Source organism: Moritella sp. F3 (genome assembly GCF_015082335.1).
Taxonomy (GTDB): Bacteria; Pseudomonadota; Gammaproteobacteria; order Enterobacterales; family Moritellaceae; genus Moritella.
In genome coordinates this window covers 13,169-28,731 of record NZ_BLRL01000004.1, presented here as the reverse complement: position 1 = coordinate 28,731, position 15,563 = coordinate 13,169, and the positions used below count along the sequence as shown (strand labels likewise).

At 41.6% G+C, this 15,563-nt stretch carries 12 protein-coding genes and 2 tRNA genes; all 14 read right to left on the bottom strand.

Annotation, left to right across the window (positions count from 1 at the left end; genetic code table 11):
* Positions 1-13: 13 nt before the first annotated feature.
* On the bottom strand, positions 14-2,131 hold the full coding sequence (gene pnp, locus JFU56_RS08690) for a polyribonucleotide nucleotidyltransferase (protein ID WP_198436901.1): 2,118 nt from the start codon (positions 2,129-2,131) through the stop codon (positions 14-16).
* 211 nt (positions 2,132-2,342) lie between these two features.
* Positions 2,343-2,612 (bottom strand): 30S ribosomal protein S15, encoded by a 270-nt coding sequence (rpsO, locus tag JFU56_RS08685; protein ID WP_019440396.1) that lies wholly within the window; start codon positions 2,610-2,612, stop codon positions 2,343-2,345.
* 217 nt (positions 2,613-2,829) lie between these two features.
* Positions 2,830-3,795, bottom strand: a complete 966-nt coding sequence (gene truB, locus JFU56_RS08680; RefSeq protein WP_198436900.1) for a tRNA pseudouridine(55) synthase TruB — start codon at positions 3,793-3,795, stop codon at positions 2,830-2,832.
* Positions 3,796-3,797: 2 nt separating this feature from the next.
* Positions 3,798-4,223: a 30S ribosome-binding factor RbfA gene (gene rbfA, locus JFU56_RS08675; protein WP_198436899.1), complete on the bottom strand. Its 426-nt coding sequence runs from the start codon at positions 4,221-4,223 to the stop codon at positions 3,798-3,800.
* Positions 4,224-4,300: 77 nt separating this feature from the next.
* Positions 4,301-7,012 carry a translation initiation factor IF-2 gene (infB, locus tag JFU56_RS08670; protein WP_198436898.1) on the bottom strand — a complete coding sequence of 904 codons (2,712 nt, stop codon included), beginning with the start codon at positions 7,010-7,012 and terminating at the stop codon, positions 4,301-4,303.
* A 26-nt stretch (positions 7,013-7,038) separates the two neighbouring features.
* Positions 7,039-8,538, bottom strand: a complete 1,500-nt coding sequence (nusA, locus tag JFU56_RS08665; protein WP_019440400.1) for a transcription termination factor NusA — start codon at positions 8,536-8,538, stop codon at positions 7,039-7,041.
* Between the two features lie 14 nt (positions 8,539-8,552).
* On the bottom strand, positions 8,553-9,011 hold the full coding sequence (gene rimP / locus JFU56_RS08660) for a ribosome maturation factor RimP (RefSeq protein ID WP_019440401.1): 459 nt from the start codon (positions 9,009-9,011) through the stop codon (positions 8,553-8,555).
* 239 nt (positions 9,012-9,250) lie between these two features.
* Positions 9,251-9,327 (bottom strand) — tRNA-Met (locus JFU56_RS08655).
* Positions 9,328-9,502: 175 nt separating this feature from the next.
* A tRNA-Leu gene (locus tag JFU56_RS08650) sits at positions 9,503-9,587 on the bottom strand.
* Positions 9,588-9,710: 123 nt separating this feature from the next.
* On the bottom strand, positions 9,711-10,031 hold the full coding sequence (secG, locus tag JFU56_RS08645; RefSeq protein WP_198436897.1) for a preprotein translocase subunit SecG: 321 nt from the start codon (positions 10,029-10,031) through the stop codon (positions 9,711-9,713).
* Between the two features lie 260 nt (positions 10,032-10,291).
* Entirely contained in the window at positions 10,292-11,626 is a 1,335-nt protein-coding gene (gene glmM, locus JFU56_RS08640) for a phosphoglucosamine mutase (protein WP_198436896.1), read from the bottom strand.
* A gap of 103 nt (positions 11,627-11,729) precedes the next feature.
* On the bottom strand, positions 11,730-12,581 hold the full coding sequence (folP, locus tag JFU56_RS08635) for a dihydropteroate synthase (protein ID WP_198436895.1): 852 nt from the start codon (positions 12,579-12,581) through the stop codon (positions 11,730-11,732).
* Between the two features lie 94 nt (positions 12,582-12,675).
* On the bottom strand, positions 12,676-14,595 hold the full coding sequence (ftsH, locus tag JFU56_RS08630; protein ID WP_198436894.1) for an ATP-dependent zinc metalloprotease FtsH: 1,920 nt from the start codon (positions 14,593-14,595) through the stop codon (positions 12,676-12,678).
* Between the two features lie 294 nt (positions 14,596-14,889).
* On the bottom strand, positions 14,890-15,534 hold the full coding sequence (gene rlmE / locus JFU56_RS08625) for a 23S rRNA (uridine(2552)-2'-O)-methyltransferase RlmE (RefSeq protein WP_198436893.1): 645 nt from the start codon (positions 15,532-15,534) through the stop codon (positions 14,890-14,892).
* Positions 15,535-15,563: the final 29 nt, after the last annotated feature.

The window sequence follows — 15,563 nt, the reverse complement described above, 5'->3', positions numbered from 1 at the left end:
AATTAACAACAAGTTATTCGCTAACTGGTTGCTCAGCTGGCGCTGCAGGAGCGTCCATTGCTTCTTTAATACTTAGACGGATACGACCTTGACGGTCTACTTCTAGAACTTTAACTTTAACTACTTGTTCTACAGACAGGTGATCTGCAACTTTGTTCACACGTTCTTGCGTAATTTGCGAGATGTGAACTAAGCCATCTTTACCAGGTAAGATGTTAACAAATGCGCCGAAGTCAGCTAGACGTACAACTTTACCTTCGTAGATTTGACCAACTTCAACTTCAGCTGTTAATTGGTGGATACGTTCGATTGCTGCTTGTGCCTGTTCGCCACTTGTCGCTGCAATTTTCACTGTACCGTCATCTTCGATTTCGATCGTAGTACCAGTTTCTTCAGTAAGTGCACGAATTGTTGCGCCGCCTTTACCGATGATGTCTTTGATCTTGTCCGTGTTGATTTTGATAGTATGAATACGCGGTGCGAATTCAGATACGTCATCACGGTTAGTTGCGATAGCTTGATCCATAACACTTAAGATGTGTAAACGTGCAGCTTTTGCTTGTACAAGCGCTTTCTGCATGATTTCTTTAGTGATACCTTCAATTTTGATATCCATCTGTAGTGCAGTGATACCAGCAGTTGAACCAGCAACTTTAAAGTCCATGTCACCTAAGTGATCTTCATCACCAAGAATGTCTGAAAGAACTACGCTACGGTCACCGTCAAGTACTAGACCCATTGCGATACCCGCAACAGAAGCCTTGATTGGTACACCAGCATCCATAAGTGCTAACGAAGTACCACATACAGAAGCCATTGAGCTTGAACCGTTAGATTCAGTAATTTCAGATACAACACGTACTGTGTACGGGAATTCATCTGCCGTAGGCATAACAGCTAAAACACCACGTTTCGCTAGACGACCGTGACCAATTTCACGACGTTTAGGCGAACCAACCATACCAGTTTCACCAACACAGTAAGGAGGGAAGTTATAATGCATTAGGAAACGGTCAACAGTTTCGCCAGTTAGACTGTCGATACGTTGTGCATCACGTTCTGTACCTAATGTAGCAGTAACTAGTGCTTGAGTTTCGCCACGTGTGAATAGTGAGCTACCGTGTGTACGTGGTAGAACGCCAGTCATTACGCTTAGTGCACGGATCATTTCTGGATCACGACCATCAATACGTGGTTCGCCATCTAGAATACGATTACGTACGATGTTCTTTTCTAGAGAACCAAGTAGTTCACCCGCTTCACGCGTGTTTAGTTCTGCGTTTTCTTCTTGAAGTTTAACGATTGCTGCTGACTTGATGCCACCAACTTTAGCGTAACGTTCAGTTTTTTCTTGGATTTGGTATGCTTCTGCAAGGTCACCTGAAGCTAGTTCAGCGATTTTCGCTTTAAGCTCAGTGTTTACAACTGGTGCAGACCAATCCCATTTAGGCGTGTTAACTTCAGCAGCAAATTCTTTAACAGCTTCGATAACAACTTGCATTTGCTCGTGGCCATAAACAACCGCGCCTAGCATTTGTTCTTCGCTTAGAATTTCAGCTTCAGACTCAACCATAAGTACTGCATTTTCAGTACCAGCAACAACTAGGTCTAGTTTGCTTTCTGCTAACTCAGATGTTGATGGGTTAAGAATGTATTCGTCATTTTGGAAACCGATACGTGCAGCACCGATAGGACCGTTGAACGGCATACCAGAGATGCTTAATGCAGCTGAAACACCAATTAATGCAACCAAGTCAGGTTGGATTTCTGGGTTAACAGATACAACAGTAGCTACTACTTGTACTTCATTTTTGAAGCCAGCAGGAAATAGTGGACGGATTGGACGGTCGATTAGGCGACATGTTAAAGTCTCGCCTTCACTTGGACGGCCTTCACGTTTAAAGAAGCCACCAGGGATCTTACCTGCAGCGTAAGTACGTTCTTGGTAATTCACTGTTAGCGGGAAGAAATCACGACCAGCTTCAGCTTGTTTTTTACCAACAACACTTACTAAAACAGAAGTATCACCGATGCTTGCCATTACAGCTGCTGTTGCTTGACGTGCAATAACACCTGTTTCTAATGTAACTGTATGTTGACCATACTTAAACGATTTTACGATAGGATTCACTCTTTGTCCTTAATCTTTAATGTCTCTTTAATTTCGTCGCTAAGTATACTGCATAAAAAAATTAAAGGGCAATGTAAGTATTGGAAATAGTGAAATAAGTTGGAAAATAACGTGATGAGGGGGCGTTTTCAGGTAAATTAAAAAGCAAAAAGGAGCCAAATTGGCTCCTTTCTTATAATCTGTTGTCCGTAGACGTCAAATTAATCGTCGATTAACGACGTAGACCTAGACGTGCAATAAGATCTGCATAACGTACGTTTTCAGTACGTTTTAGGTAGTCAAGAAGTTTACGACGGCTAGCAACCATACGTAATAGACCACGACGGCTGTGGTGATCGTGGATGTGCTTCTTGAAGTGACCTTGAAGGTGGTTGATTTGTGCAGTTAGTAGTGCAACTTGAACTTCAGTTGAACCAGTGTCGCCTTCTTGACGGGCGAAATCTGCAACGATTACTGCTTTAGCTTCAGCGCTTAATGACATAGTGGAATCTCCAATATAGATAAATAGCTTATAGCCGACCACTCGTTCAGCTATAAGAAGAACCGCGGAGTATACAGACGTCGGAGAGTTCCTGCAATCATTTTCATTGATCAATAGATAAACAAATAGCACCTAGGAAAAGACGTATAAAAAAGGCACTATTACCTGCGTAACAATGCCTTTTATTTTATCTATTAGTCATAACTGAATAACAGGTTTATTTTGGTTCGCGCGCCTGCGTTTCGTAATTAACGATACGTTTAGGGGCGACTCTACCTTGGTCATCAATATTACCAACACCAATGAAAGCACGCTCTTCACCTACTGTCATACGGACTAAGCCAGATTCAGGTGTGTTTGGTACTACAACTGGTTGCCCATGTAATACAAAACCGCCCGTTTCTTCACTCATGTTCGCTTCAGGTAAATGACTTACCGCTGAATCAAGTGGCATTAATAACGGATCAAGCACATCTTTCGGCTCAACACCCTCTGCTTTCGCTTGTTCAACCATCTCTTCCAGCTGTTCGAACGTCATCATACGTTCTGCTGGATAAGCGCTAACACCAATACGGCGTAGCATAGAGACATGTGCTCCACAGCCTAGTAGCTCCCCTAAATCATCAACGATAGTACGGATATAAGTACCCTTACTTACGTGAATTTCTAAGTTAACTTCATCATTTTCAAAACTTAATAATTTAAGTTCAAAAACTGAAATAGGACGTGCAGGACGGTCGATAAAGATACCTTGACGCGCATACCAGTACAAAGGCTTCCCTTCGTGTTTCAATGCCGAAAACATTGACGGTACTTGCTTAGTGTCACCACGGAAAGTATCAAGAGCAATTAACAACTCAGCATCGCTCACATTAACGGGACGCGTTTGCACGATCTCGCCATGTGAATCAGATGTGTCCGTACGTTCACCCAGCTTTGCAGTTACGATGTAACGCTTGTCTGAATCAAGCAAGAATTGTGAAAACTTCGTTGCTTCACCAAAACATAGCGGTAACATACCGGTCGCAAGTGGATCTAAAGCGCCAGTGTGACCCGCTTTTGCAGCAAAGAAAATTTTCTTTACACGCTGTAATGCATCGTTTGAACTAATGCCTGTTGGTTTATCCAACAAGAATACACCGTGTACATCACGGCCATTCCAGCGACGACGACGTCCAGACATGACTAAGACTCTCCTTCAGAAGCGTCTTTTTCATCTGCCGTAGTGCCGTAATCATCTTGCAGTTTTTTATCTTTAGCACGTACTTCAGTTACTAAGGTTGAAAGACGCATACCTTCAACAAGCGTGTTGTCATAGATGAAACGTAGTTCAGGTACAATACGTAGCTTCATTGAGCTACCGACTAACGAGCGGATATAACCACTTGCTGAATCAAGTGCTGCAACGCCTTCTTTAATACGTTCTTCATCGTTATCAATATTGAAGAAAGTAACGTAAACCTTTGCGTAAGAAAGGTCACGAGACAGATCGATACTTGATACTGTAACCATGCCAACACGTGGATCTTTCACTTCACGTTGTAAAATACGTGCGAGTTCTTGTTGTAATTGCTGAGCAACACGACGTGAACGACTGAATTCTTTTGCCATTTTTAAATTCCTCTAAAGGAAAATGGGGACCGAAAGGCCCCCATAAAGTTATCTTAATCGAACCGAGCTATTAACCGTTACAGAGTACGTTTAATTTCAACAGTTTCGAATACTTCGATTTGGTCGCCAACGCGTACGTCGTTGTAGTTTTTAACGCCGATACCACATTCAATACCCATGCGAACTTCTTGTACGTCATCTTTAAAGCGACGTAGAGATTCAAGTTCACCTTCGTAAATAACAACGTTTTCACGAAGTACACGGATTGGAGCGCTACGTTTGATGATACCTTCAGTAACCATACAACCAGCAATAGAACCGATTTTAGGTGATTTGAATACATCACGAACTTCAGCAAGACCAATGATTTCTTGACGGAATTCAGGTGCAAGCAAACCACTCATCGCTTGTCTAACTTCATCAATCACATCATAGATAACGCTGTAGTAACGTAAATCAACACTTTCGTTGTTTACAACTTCACGCGCTTTTGCGTCAGCACGTACGTTGAAACCAAGTACAATTGCGTTTGATGCAGCAGCTAGTGTTACGTCAGTTTCAGTAATACCACCAACACCACGAGTGATGATTGCAACTTTAACTTCGTCTGTTGAAAGTTTAACAAGTGAATCACAAAGTGCTTCAAGTGAACCTTGAACATCGGCTTTAAGTACGATATTAAGTTCAGAAACTTCGCCCGCTTCCATGTTCGCAAACATGTTATCAAGTTTAGATTTCTGTTGACGAGCAAGTTTAACATCACGGAATTTACCTTGACGGTAAAGTGCAACTTCACGCGCTTTCTTCTCATCACGTACTACAGTCGCTTCATCACCTGCTTGAGGCACACCTGAAAGACCTAAGATCTCTACAGGAATAGAAGGACCAGCTGATTCGATTGGCTTACCATTCTCATCACGCATAGCACGAACACGGCCATATTCTAAGCCACAAAGCACGATATCGCCTTGCTTAAGTTCACCTTGTTGTACAAGTACTGTTGCAACTGGACCGCGACCTTTATCAAGACGAGATTCAATAACAACACCCGCAGCAGGACCAGTAGCAACAGCTTCTAGTTCTAGTACGTCAGCTTGTAGCAAGATAGCTTCAAGTAGCTCATCAACACCAGTACCCGCTTTAGCAGAAACATAAACAAACATGTTTTCGCCGCCCCAGTCTTCTGGCATAACGTTGTGTTGAGCTAGTTCGCTCTTAACGCGGTCTGTATCAGCACCTTCTTTATCCATCTTGTTCACTGCAATAATCAGCGGCACATCCGCAGCTTTCGCATGGTGGATAGCTTCGATTGTTTGTGGCATAACACCATCATCTGCAGCAACAACAAGAACAACAATATCTGTCGCTTGAGCACCACGAGCACGCATAGACGTAAACGCCGCGTGTCCAGGAGTATCAAGGAAAGATACCATACCGTTGTCAGTTTCAACGTGGTAAGCACCGATATGCTGTGTAATACCACCGGCTTCACCGTCAGCAACTTTAGCACGACGGATGTAATCTAGTAGTGATGTTTTACCGTGGTCAACGTGACCCATGATAGTCACAACTGGTGCACGAGTAACTTTAACACCTTCAATTACATCTTGCGCGTCAGCTAATACCGATTCTTCTAAGGCATTTTCTTTAACTAAGATAACTTTATGGCCCATGTCTTCTGCAACAAGTTGTGCAGTTTCTTGGTCAAGTACTTGGTTAATAGTAACCATAGAGCCCTGCTTCATCATATATTTGATGATTTCAGTCGCTTTGATTGCCATTTTTTGTGCTAATTCACTAACACTGATCGTTTCACCGATGCGAACATCACGCTCAACTTTAGCAACTGGCTTATTGAAGCCTTGTTGCATGCCTTCAGGTGCGTTAACTGATTTACCTTGATGACGGTTATAACGGTTATCAGGCTTACGACCTTTCGCTTTACGTGCTTTACCTTTACCTTTTGGTGCAGGTTTTGCAGCTTCAGTTACAGGTGCAACAGGTTTTTTCTTACGCACACCTTTTTCTGAACGTGCATCAGCATCATCTTCAGCTGCTTGCGCATGCGTAGATGTTGTTACGTGGTAATCAGCCGACTTCTCTGTTTTTGCACGTTCAGCTTCTTCTTCAGCCCAACGTCCAGAGTTTTCTTCTGCTAATTTACGTGCTTCTTCAGCTTTTTGTTGAGCTTCCAGCTCAGCTTTACGAGTGGCTTCCTGCTCTTGCTTCTGCTTCAACGCTTCCGCTTCGCGCTTCGCCATATCATCTGCCTCTTTTGATTTAGTAGTTTTCTGTTTTGTGTCACGTTTTGCTTTATCTGCAGCATCACGTTTTGCTTTTGCTTCAGCGTCTGCTTTTTCTTTTGCTTGAGCATCAGCTTGTGCTTTCGCTTCAGCTTGAGCTTTCGCTTCTGCTTGTACTTTTAATTCAGCTGCTTGCGCAGCTTCTGCTGTAGCTTTTTCTTCTGCTAATTTCGCTTCATCTTCAGCGGCAGTACGTTTTACGTAAGTACGTTTTTTACGTACTTCTACTGCTACTGATTTCTGCTTACCGCCACCGCTTGCTACGCTAAGCGTGCTTTTGGTTTTGCGTTGTAATGTTAAGCGACTTGGCTCAGCCGTATCACTACCGTGTTGTTCACTTAAGTGCACAAGTAGTGTCTGCTTTTCACCTTCATTAACCGTACTATCGTTCGCTTTTGCTATACCAGCATCAGAGAATTGTTGTACTAGGCGATCAACAGTCGTACCGATATCCTCGGCCAATTTTGTAATTGATACATCTGCCATGTAATTCGATCCCTCTCTTCGCGTTATTATTCGCTATCACTGAACCAACAGATATTACGTGCAGCCATAATTAATTCGCCGGCACGTTCATCCGTTAACTCTTCAATTTCGCTTAAATCGTCGATGCCCTGTTCAGCTAGCTCTTCCAGAGTTGTTACTCCGATGCTTGCAAGTACATAAGCTAGGTGCTTCTCTAAGCCTTCAAGCGCTAGTAAATCTGCACTTGGTTCTGCACCTTCTAGTGACTCTTCTGCAGCAAGTGCAGATGTCGTTAGTGCGTTTTTAGCACGTGAACGTAATTCATCAACTAGATCTTCATCAAAACCGTCGATTTGTAAGAATTCATTAACTGGTACATACGCGATTTCTTCTAGTGAAGAGAAACCTTCGCCGATCAGTAATTCAGCCATATCTTCATCAATATCTAATTTATCAGTGAAGATATTCATCAAACGGTCGTTTTCTTTCTGGTGTTTTTCGTTCGCTTCAGCAACGGTCATCACGTTTAGTTCCCAACCCGTAAGTTGTGATGCTAGACGTACGTTTTGACCATTACGGCCAATTGCTTGTGCTAGGTTATCTTGTTCAACCGCAATATCCATTGAGTGTTGATCTTCGTCAACAATAATAGAAGCAACTTCAGCAGGAGCCATTGCATTGATAACGAATTGTGCCGGGTTATCATCCCAAAGGATAATATCAACACGCTCACCGTTTAATTCACTTGAAACTGCCTGTACACGTGCGCCACGCATACCAACACAAGCACCTACAGGATCGATACGTTTGTCGTTAGATTTAACGGCAATCTTTGCACGCGAACCAGGATCACGAGCAGCGGCTTTAAGTTCAAGCATCTCTTCGTTGAATTCTGGCACTTCTACGCGGAACAATTCGATTAGCATTTCGTTACATGCACGGCTAATAAATAGCTGTGTACCACGCGCTTCAGGTTTTACTTCTTTCAGTAAGCCTTTAATGCGATCGCCAGTACGGAATGATTCACGTGGCAGCATTTCATCTTTAAACATTACTGCTTCAGCATTGTTACCAAGATCTAATACAACTGTTTCACGGTTAGCACGTTTAACTAAACCAGTGATTAGCTCACCTTCGTGTTTAGCGTATTGCTGAACGATTAAATCACGCTCTGCTTCACGTACTTTTTGAATGATTACTTGCTTAGCTGTTTGCGTTGTTACACGGTCAAATACAACTGATTCAATTGTATCTTCAATGTAACCACCAACTTCGATGGTTTCATCATCAAATTTAGCTGCGTCCAGGGTAATTTCTGAGAAAGGATTTTCTAATGCTTCACCTTTATCATCGATTACAAGCCAGCGACGGAACGTTTCAAAATTACCCGTTTTACGGTCAATTTCAACACGAACTTCAATTTCGCCTTCATATCGTTTTTTAGTCGCTGTTGCTAGAGCAATTTCCATCGCTTCGAAAATTTTCTCACGAGGTAGTGCTTTCTCGTTAGAAACTGCATCAACAACTAACAGAATTTCTTTATTCATTCCCGGACGCCTCGTTAGTCAAATTTTGGAACTATATTTGCTTTTTGGATATTCGCGTGTGCTAAGACTTCGTCTTTGCCATCAATTGTTACAGTGATCATCTCACCATCAACACTTTTGATTACGCCTTTAAACTTACGACGACCATTCACAGCCATACGTAATAATGCTTTAATTTCAGAACCACAGTACTCAGCGTAATGTGCAACTTTAAATAATGGACGTTCCATACCAGGTGAAGATACCTCTAAGAAGTACTCCGTAGTAATTGGATCTTCAACATCCATAATAGCGCTAATTTGGTGACTTACTTTCGAACAGTCATCAACAAAAATACCATTTTCATGATCGATATAAACAAGTAATGTCGAGTGTTTACCCGCGCGTGTGAACTCAATACCGATAAGATCAAAACCTAACATTTCAACTGTTGGTTCTAACAATTCAGTTAGTGTTTGTTCTAAACTCGCCAAAACAACCCCCTAAAAACGAAAAAAGGGCATATGCCCGTAATTTAAAAAATAAAAAAGCCCCGACTATAAGGCGAGGCTTCTTACTACTAGACCTTGTAATCCACTTGCGTGGCGCTTATTAAATAAATAATAAACAAGAAGCCAATAGAATTACGTAAATTACATTTATCGAGATAAAAATAAATTTAAGTAATGCTATTTGCACACTGTTGACTAGCCCTATCAACAGATATAAGAACTGGTTGCGGGAGCTGGATTTGAACCAACGACCTTCGGGTTATGAGCCCGACGAGCTACCAAACTGCTCCATCCCGCGACAATATTCTTACTGCGCTGATTATAGGCTATTGCGATAGTAATAAGCAAGGCCAAATTAACTTTAATACTAAAGTTAACTGTAAAACTGACAGCAACAATTAAATGCTGCAGCAAAAACAAAAAAAGCCAATTCATAATGAATTAGCTTTTAATATTTATTCTTATAAATTTAGTGGTGCGGATGGGGGGACTTGAACCCCCACGACCTAAGTCACCAACCCCTCAAGCTGGCGCGTCTACCAATTCCGCCACATCCGCGCAATACTAAATTTATTATTTCTTTTTTATAAGTTACATCATTAATTTGAGGTAATATTTGTAACTTAGTCTTACTACATAATGCCTTAAGCTAGCGGATAATTAAATCGCCAAGCTTAATGCTTATTGAGGTACGTCGCTGTTGCTTACTGGCGCTACTGGCACATCGCTTGTGATCACTGGTTTTTCAGCATCTAAAATCACATCAGTATCAGATTGCGTAGATAAATTACCAAGCACTAGGCTTAAAGCAAAAAACACAACAGCAAGTATTGCTGTAACGCGAGTTAAAAAGTTACCTGAACCGCCAGCACCAAATACAGTATTTGAGCCACCAGAACCAAAGCTAGCACCCATATCGGCGCCTTTGCCTTGCTGCATAAGAACGAATCCGATGATTGCAAGTGCAACAATTAAGTAAATAACAATAATAACTTCGTACATTTTAATACCTAAATCTCAAAAGGTTTAATATAGCTTTATCGAACATCCTTACCCGAGGTAAGGGACACTTAATCCGATAGTCAGTCAATCTCTAACTAAATCACGATAAGTGGTAAAGCGAAGCAGATATTATCTAACCTCTACCTTAGTTGCAAGCTGATTATTAAAAAAACAATGAATAAAAGGCTTTAGCACAAAACAACATCAGTTGCGGTATACTAATAAGCCTTAAAATCACTGTATATATGGGCTATATCGGTTTAAAAAGTAGCTTTTACGACATCAGCAATTTTATTAGCCAGTGCTAAGACATGCGTTTCGTCTTCACCTTCTACCATCACACGAATAAGTGGTTCAGTACCTGATTTACGCAGTAGTACACGCCCACGATCTCCAAGCTCTTGCTCAACATCTTTAACCGCTGCTAATACTGATTCAGCTAACAATGGATCAGAGTCACCACTAAAACGTACATTCACTAGCACTTGTGGGAATTTGCTCATACCTGAACGTAATTCTTTCAGCGTTAAACCACTGTTAATCATCGCAGCTAACACTAATAAGCTCGATACGATACCGTCACCTGTCGTAGTATGATCAAGTGAAATAATGTGACCAGAGTTCTCACCACCAATACGCCAGCCTTTTTCAAGTAACATTTCCACGACATAGCGATCACCTACCGCACTACGTGCAAACGGGATCCCCAGAGACTTAAGTGCGACTTCTAAGCCCATATTGGCCATCAATGTACCAACAACACCGCCTTTTAACTCACCGTTGCGCAGCGCGTCACGAGCCATGATATAAAGTATTTCATCACCATCAATAACATAACCAGTATGATCGACCATCATTAAACGATCGCCATCACCATCATAAGCAACACCAAGGTCAGCCTTTTCAGCAAGCACACGTGCAGCTAATGCAGCCGGTTCTGTCGCGCCACAGCCATCATTAATGTTCAGGCCATTCGGACTAATACCAATCGGAATAATCTCTGCGCCGAGTTCTTTAAATACGCTTGGCGCGATGTGGTAAGTTGCACCGTGAGCACAATCTAATACGATCTTAAGACCTTTTAAGCTGGCACGTGATGGGAACGTACTTTTACAATATTCGATATAACGACCAGCAGCATCTTCAATACGCACTGCTTTACCCAATAGGGCTGATTCAACACAAGTCAGTTCTTTTTCTAATTCAGCTTCAATTGCGAGTTCAACTTCATCTGGTAATTTTGTGCCGTTAGCAGAGAAAAACTTAATACCGTTATCATGGTAAGGGTTATGCGAAGCACTGATCACGATACCCGCTTCAGCACGGAATGTACGAGTTAAATAAGCAACAGCAGGCGTAGGCATCGGCCCCATGAACGCAGCATCAAGACCTGCAGCAGATAAACCGGCCTCTAAAGCACACTCCAACATGTAGCCAGAAATACGTGTATCTTTACCGATAAGTACTTTTCTTGTGCCCTGTTGTGCAAGAACTTTACCTGCGGCCCAACCTAATTTAAGTGCGAATTCAGGGGTGATTGGCGCTTTGCCTACAAGACCCCGAATACCATCGGTACCAAAATACTTTCTTGACATATTTAATCCCTAATATTTTATATTTTTAGTCAAGCTATAAACTCAACCATATTCTATTTTTAAAATAAAAAGCTATATACTGTATATAGCACTCGTTATTTTATTAGCACACACGATGTTTTTTGAGCTGAGAGACAATCGCTAAAGTATCTGCAGTCTCTCGTACATCATGCACACGAAATATATGTGCGCCATCTGTAGCGGCGCTGTTTGCACATGCAAGACTGCCAGCTAAACGCTGCGACTCATCACACTGCAATAAATTACCGATCATCGACTTACGTGAAACACCAATCAGTACAGGTAAACCAAACTGATGGAATACAGCCGTATCTGCCAGTAACTGATAATTTTGCTCTAAAGTCTTACCGAAGCCAAAGCCAGGATCAAGTATGATATTTTCACGTTTGATACCCGCATTAACACAATCCAAGATACGCAGTTCTAGAAACGACACAACTTCTGCGGTGACATCTTGATAAGCGGGTGCATCTTGCATGTTACTTGGCTGCCCCTGCATATGCATAATGCAGACAGGTACAGCAAGTTCAGCGGCCGCTTGTAATGCCCCCTCTTCCTTTAGTGCTCGAACATCGTTAATAATGTGTGCCCCAGCAGCAATAGCTTGGCGCATTACTTGTGCTTTACTGGTGTCGATAGAAATAATCACATCCAGTTGTGCTGATATACGTTCAATAATCGGGATCACACGGGCAAGTTCTTCTTCTAAACTTACAGCACTTGCACCAGGGCGTGTTGACTCACCACCGATATCAATAATCGTCGCGCCATCAGCAACCATCTTTTGCGCTTGCTGAAAAGCAGCATCTAGTGCGTGATATTGCCCACCATCAGAAAAAGAATCTGGTGTGACATTAAGAATACCCATGACCACAGGTTGATCCAGATTAAGTATTTTAACACGCTTGTTATTGGCCGTTAAGTTTAACTGCATTATCGTTTTATCCCTAAAAAAAAACCCCGAGTTAGACTCGGGGTTTATTCTATCATGAATTAATAGCTATAAAGTAATACTGAGCAAGCGAAGCTTATTCTGTATCTTCTTTATCTTTCTTATCGCTATCATCTTCATCAACTTTAGTTTCTTTTACAGCGTCTTTAGTTTTGTCGCTGTCTAGCGTTCCGTAGCTTTCGCCCCAGTCTGCAGGTGGACGCACTTCAACACGCGCCATTAAGTCATCAATTTGTTTCGCATCGATTGTTTCATATTTCATTAATGCATCTTTCATTGAATGCAAAATATCCATATTTTCACTTAACAATTTATACGAACGTTGATAGTTAGTATCAACTAAGAAACGAATCTCATCATCGATTAATTTCGCTGTATCTGCTGACATGCTTGCAGCTTGTGAGCCACCGCCACCAAGGAATACTTCACCTTGCTCATCAGCAAACTTCATTGGACCTAATTTTTCAGATAGACCCCATTGCGTAACCATTTTACGAGAGATGTCTGTAGCACGTTCAATATCGTTTGAAGCACCAGTAGATACCGAGTCTTTACCGAAGATGATTTCTTCAGCAATACGACCACCGTAAAGACTTGAGATCATGCTTTCTAAATGACGTTTTGAATGACTCACGCGATCTTGTTCAGGTAAGTACATAGTCACACCTAGCGCACGGCCACGTGGAATAATACTTACTTTATAAACAGGATCATGATCTGGTACTAAGCGGCCAATGATTGCGTGACCAGCTTCGTGGTACGCTGTCATCGCTTTCTCTTCTTCGCTCATTACCATGCTCTTACGTTCAGCACCCATTAAGATCTTATCTTTCGCTTTTTCGAATTCGGCCATAGATACAGTACGCTTGTTACTACGCGCTGCAAATAGTGCAGCTTCGTTAACAAGGTTAGCAAGTTCTGCACCAGAGAAACCTGGTGTACCACGTGCAATCAATACTGTTTCAACGTCATCGCTGATCGGTACTTTACGCATGTGTACTTTAAGAATTTGCTCACGACCACGGATATCAGGTAGTCCAACCGTTACTTGGCGATCAAAACGACCTGGACGTAGTAGCGCTGGATCAAGTACGTCTGGACGGTTCGTCGCAGCAATAACAATGATACCTTCATTACCTTCAAAGCCATCCATTTCAACCAACATTTGGTTTAGCGTTTGCTCACGCTCATCGTGACCACCGCCCATACCAGAACCACGTTTACGACCTACAGCATCGATTTCATCAATGAAGATGATACATGGTGATGATTTTTTCGCTTGTTCGAACATGTCACGCACACGAGATGCACCAACACCAACAAACATTTCAACGAAATCAGAACCTGAAATAGTGAAAAATGGTACTTTCGCTTCACCAGCAATTGCTTTTGCTAGTAACGTTTTACCTGTACCAGGTGAACCAACTAATAAGATACCAGTTGGGATTTTACCACCCAGCTTTTGGAATCGAGTTGGATCTTTTAAGTAATCAACCAATTCAGCAACTTCTTCTTTTGCTTCATCACAACCTGCAACGTCAGCAAATGTTGTTTTGATTTGATCTTCACTCATTAGACGGGCTTTACTCTTACCGAATGACATAGCGCCTTTACCGCCGCCACCTTGCATTTGGCGCATAAAGAACACCCAAACACCGATAAGTAATAGCATTGGGAACCAAGAGATGAAGATAGAAGTCAGTAAACTTTCTTCTGCTTCAGGCTCACCAAATACTTTAACGTTGTTGTTTAACAAATCATTTAACAGCTGTGGATCTTCTGCTGGTAAGAAAGTAACAAACTTCTGGCCACCTTGGCTAACACCACGGATTGTACGTCCGTTGATCTTAACTTCGTTAACCTGTTTATTTCTAACTTGTTGTACAAATGAACTGTAATCTAACTGATTACTGGAATTATCATTTGGTCCGAAACTCTGAAATACTGACATTAATACGACTGCAATAACCAGCCATAAAATCAGATTTTTTGCCATATCACTCAAAATCTAGCCTCTCCGGGTCTTAAGTTCCCTGAAAAAAAACAGTTGATACACTCAATATATTTAAATATAGACAGTTTAACAACAACTTACATTTTAAATTTTCATCCTGTGATCCTTACAAGTCAAATGTAAGGTGCAGAACCCTTTGGATATTCTCTACTGTCTAATTGAATATATCAAGAGTTGACGATTTATTAACATAATAAAATGCTTATGGTCGTCAAATCTCTGTTTTATCCTTTAATAACAGCAGTCATATTATTCTTTGTAGCTAGCCACAAAAATTTAACCTTTGTAACCTGTTGCCACAATGAAGACTTCGCGTGAACGTGCACGTGACGAATCCGGTTTTCTGGTTCTAACGACAGTAAACATACTACGCACATCTTTCATGAATTGCTCAAAGCCTTCACCTTGAAACACTTTAACCGCAAAACTACCACCGGGTTTAAGTACTTCACGACACATTTCCAGTGCCAATTCGACCAAATACATTGCTGCTGGTTGATCAACACCAATATTGCCACTCATGTTTGGTGCCATATCAGAGATAACAACATCAATCTGGCCATCGCCCACTTTCGCAAGTAATGCAGACAATACTTTTTCATCTCTAAAGTCACCTTGCAAGAAATCAACGCCTGCAATTGGATCCATAGCTAAAATATCACAAGCAATAACACGACCTTTATCACCTAACTGCTTCACAGCATATTGCGACCAACCACCTGGAGCAGCACCAAGGTCGACAATATTCATACCCGGTTTTAATAATTTATCTTTTGCTTGGATCTCTTCAAGCTTAAAAGTTGCACGTGAACGCAACCCTTGTTTTTTTGCATCTTTAACGTATTTATCGTTGTGATGCTCTTGTAACCAATTTTTAGAACTGCCTTTTTGGGTACTTTTTTTCTTTGGTGTCGGGGTCATCTGAAAGCCTGTTAATAATATTTTTTTAA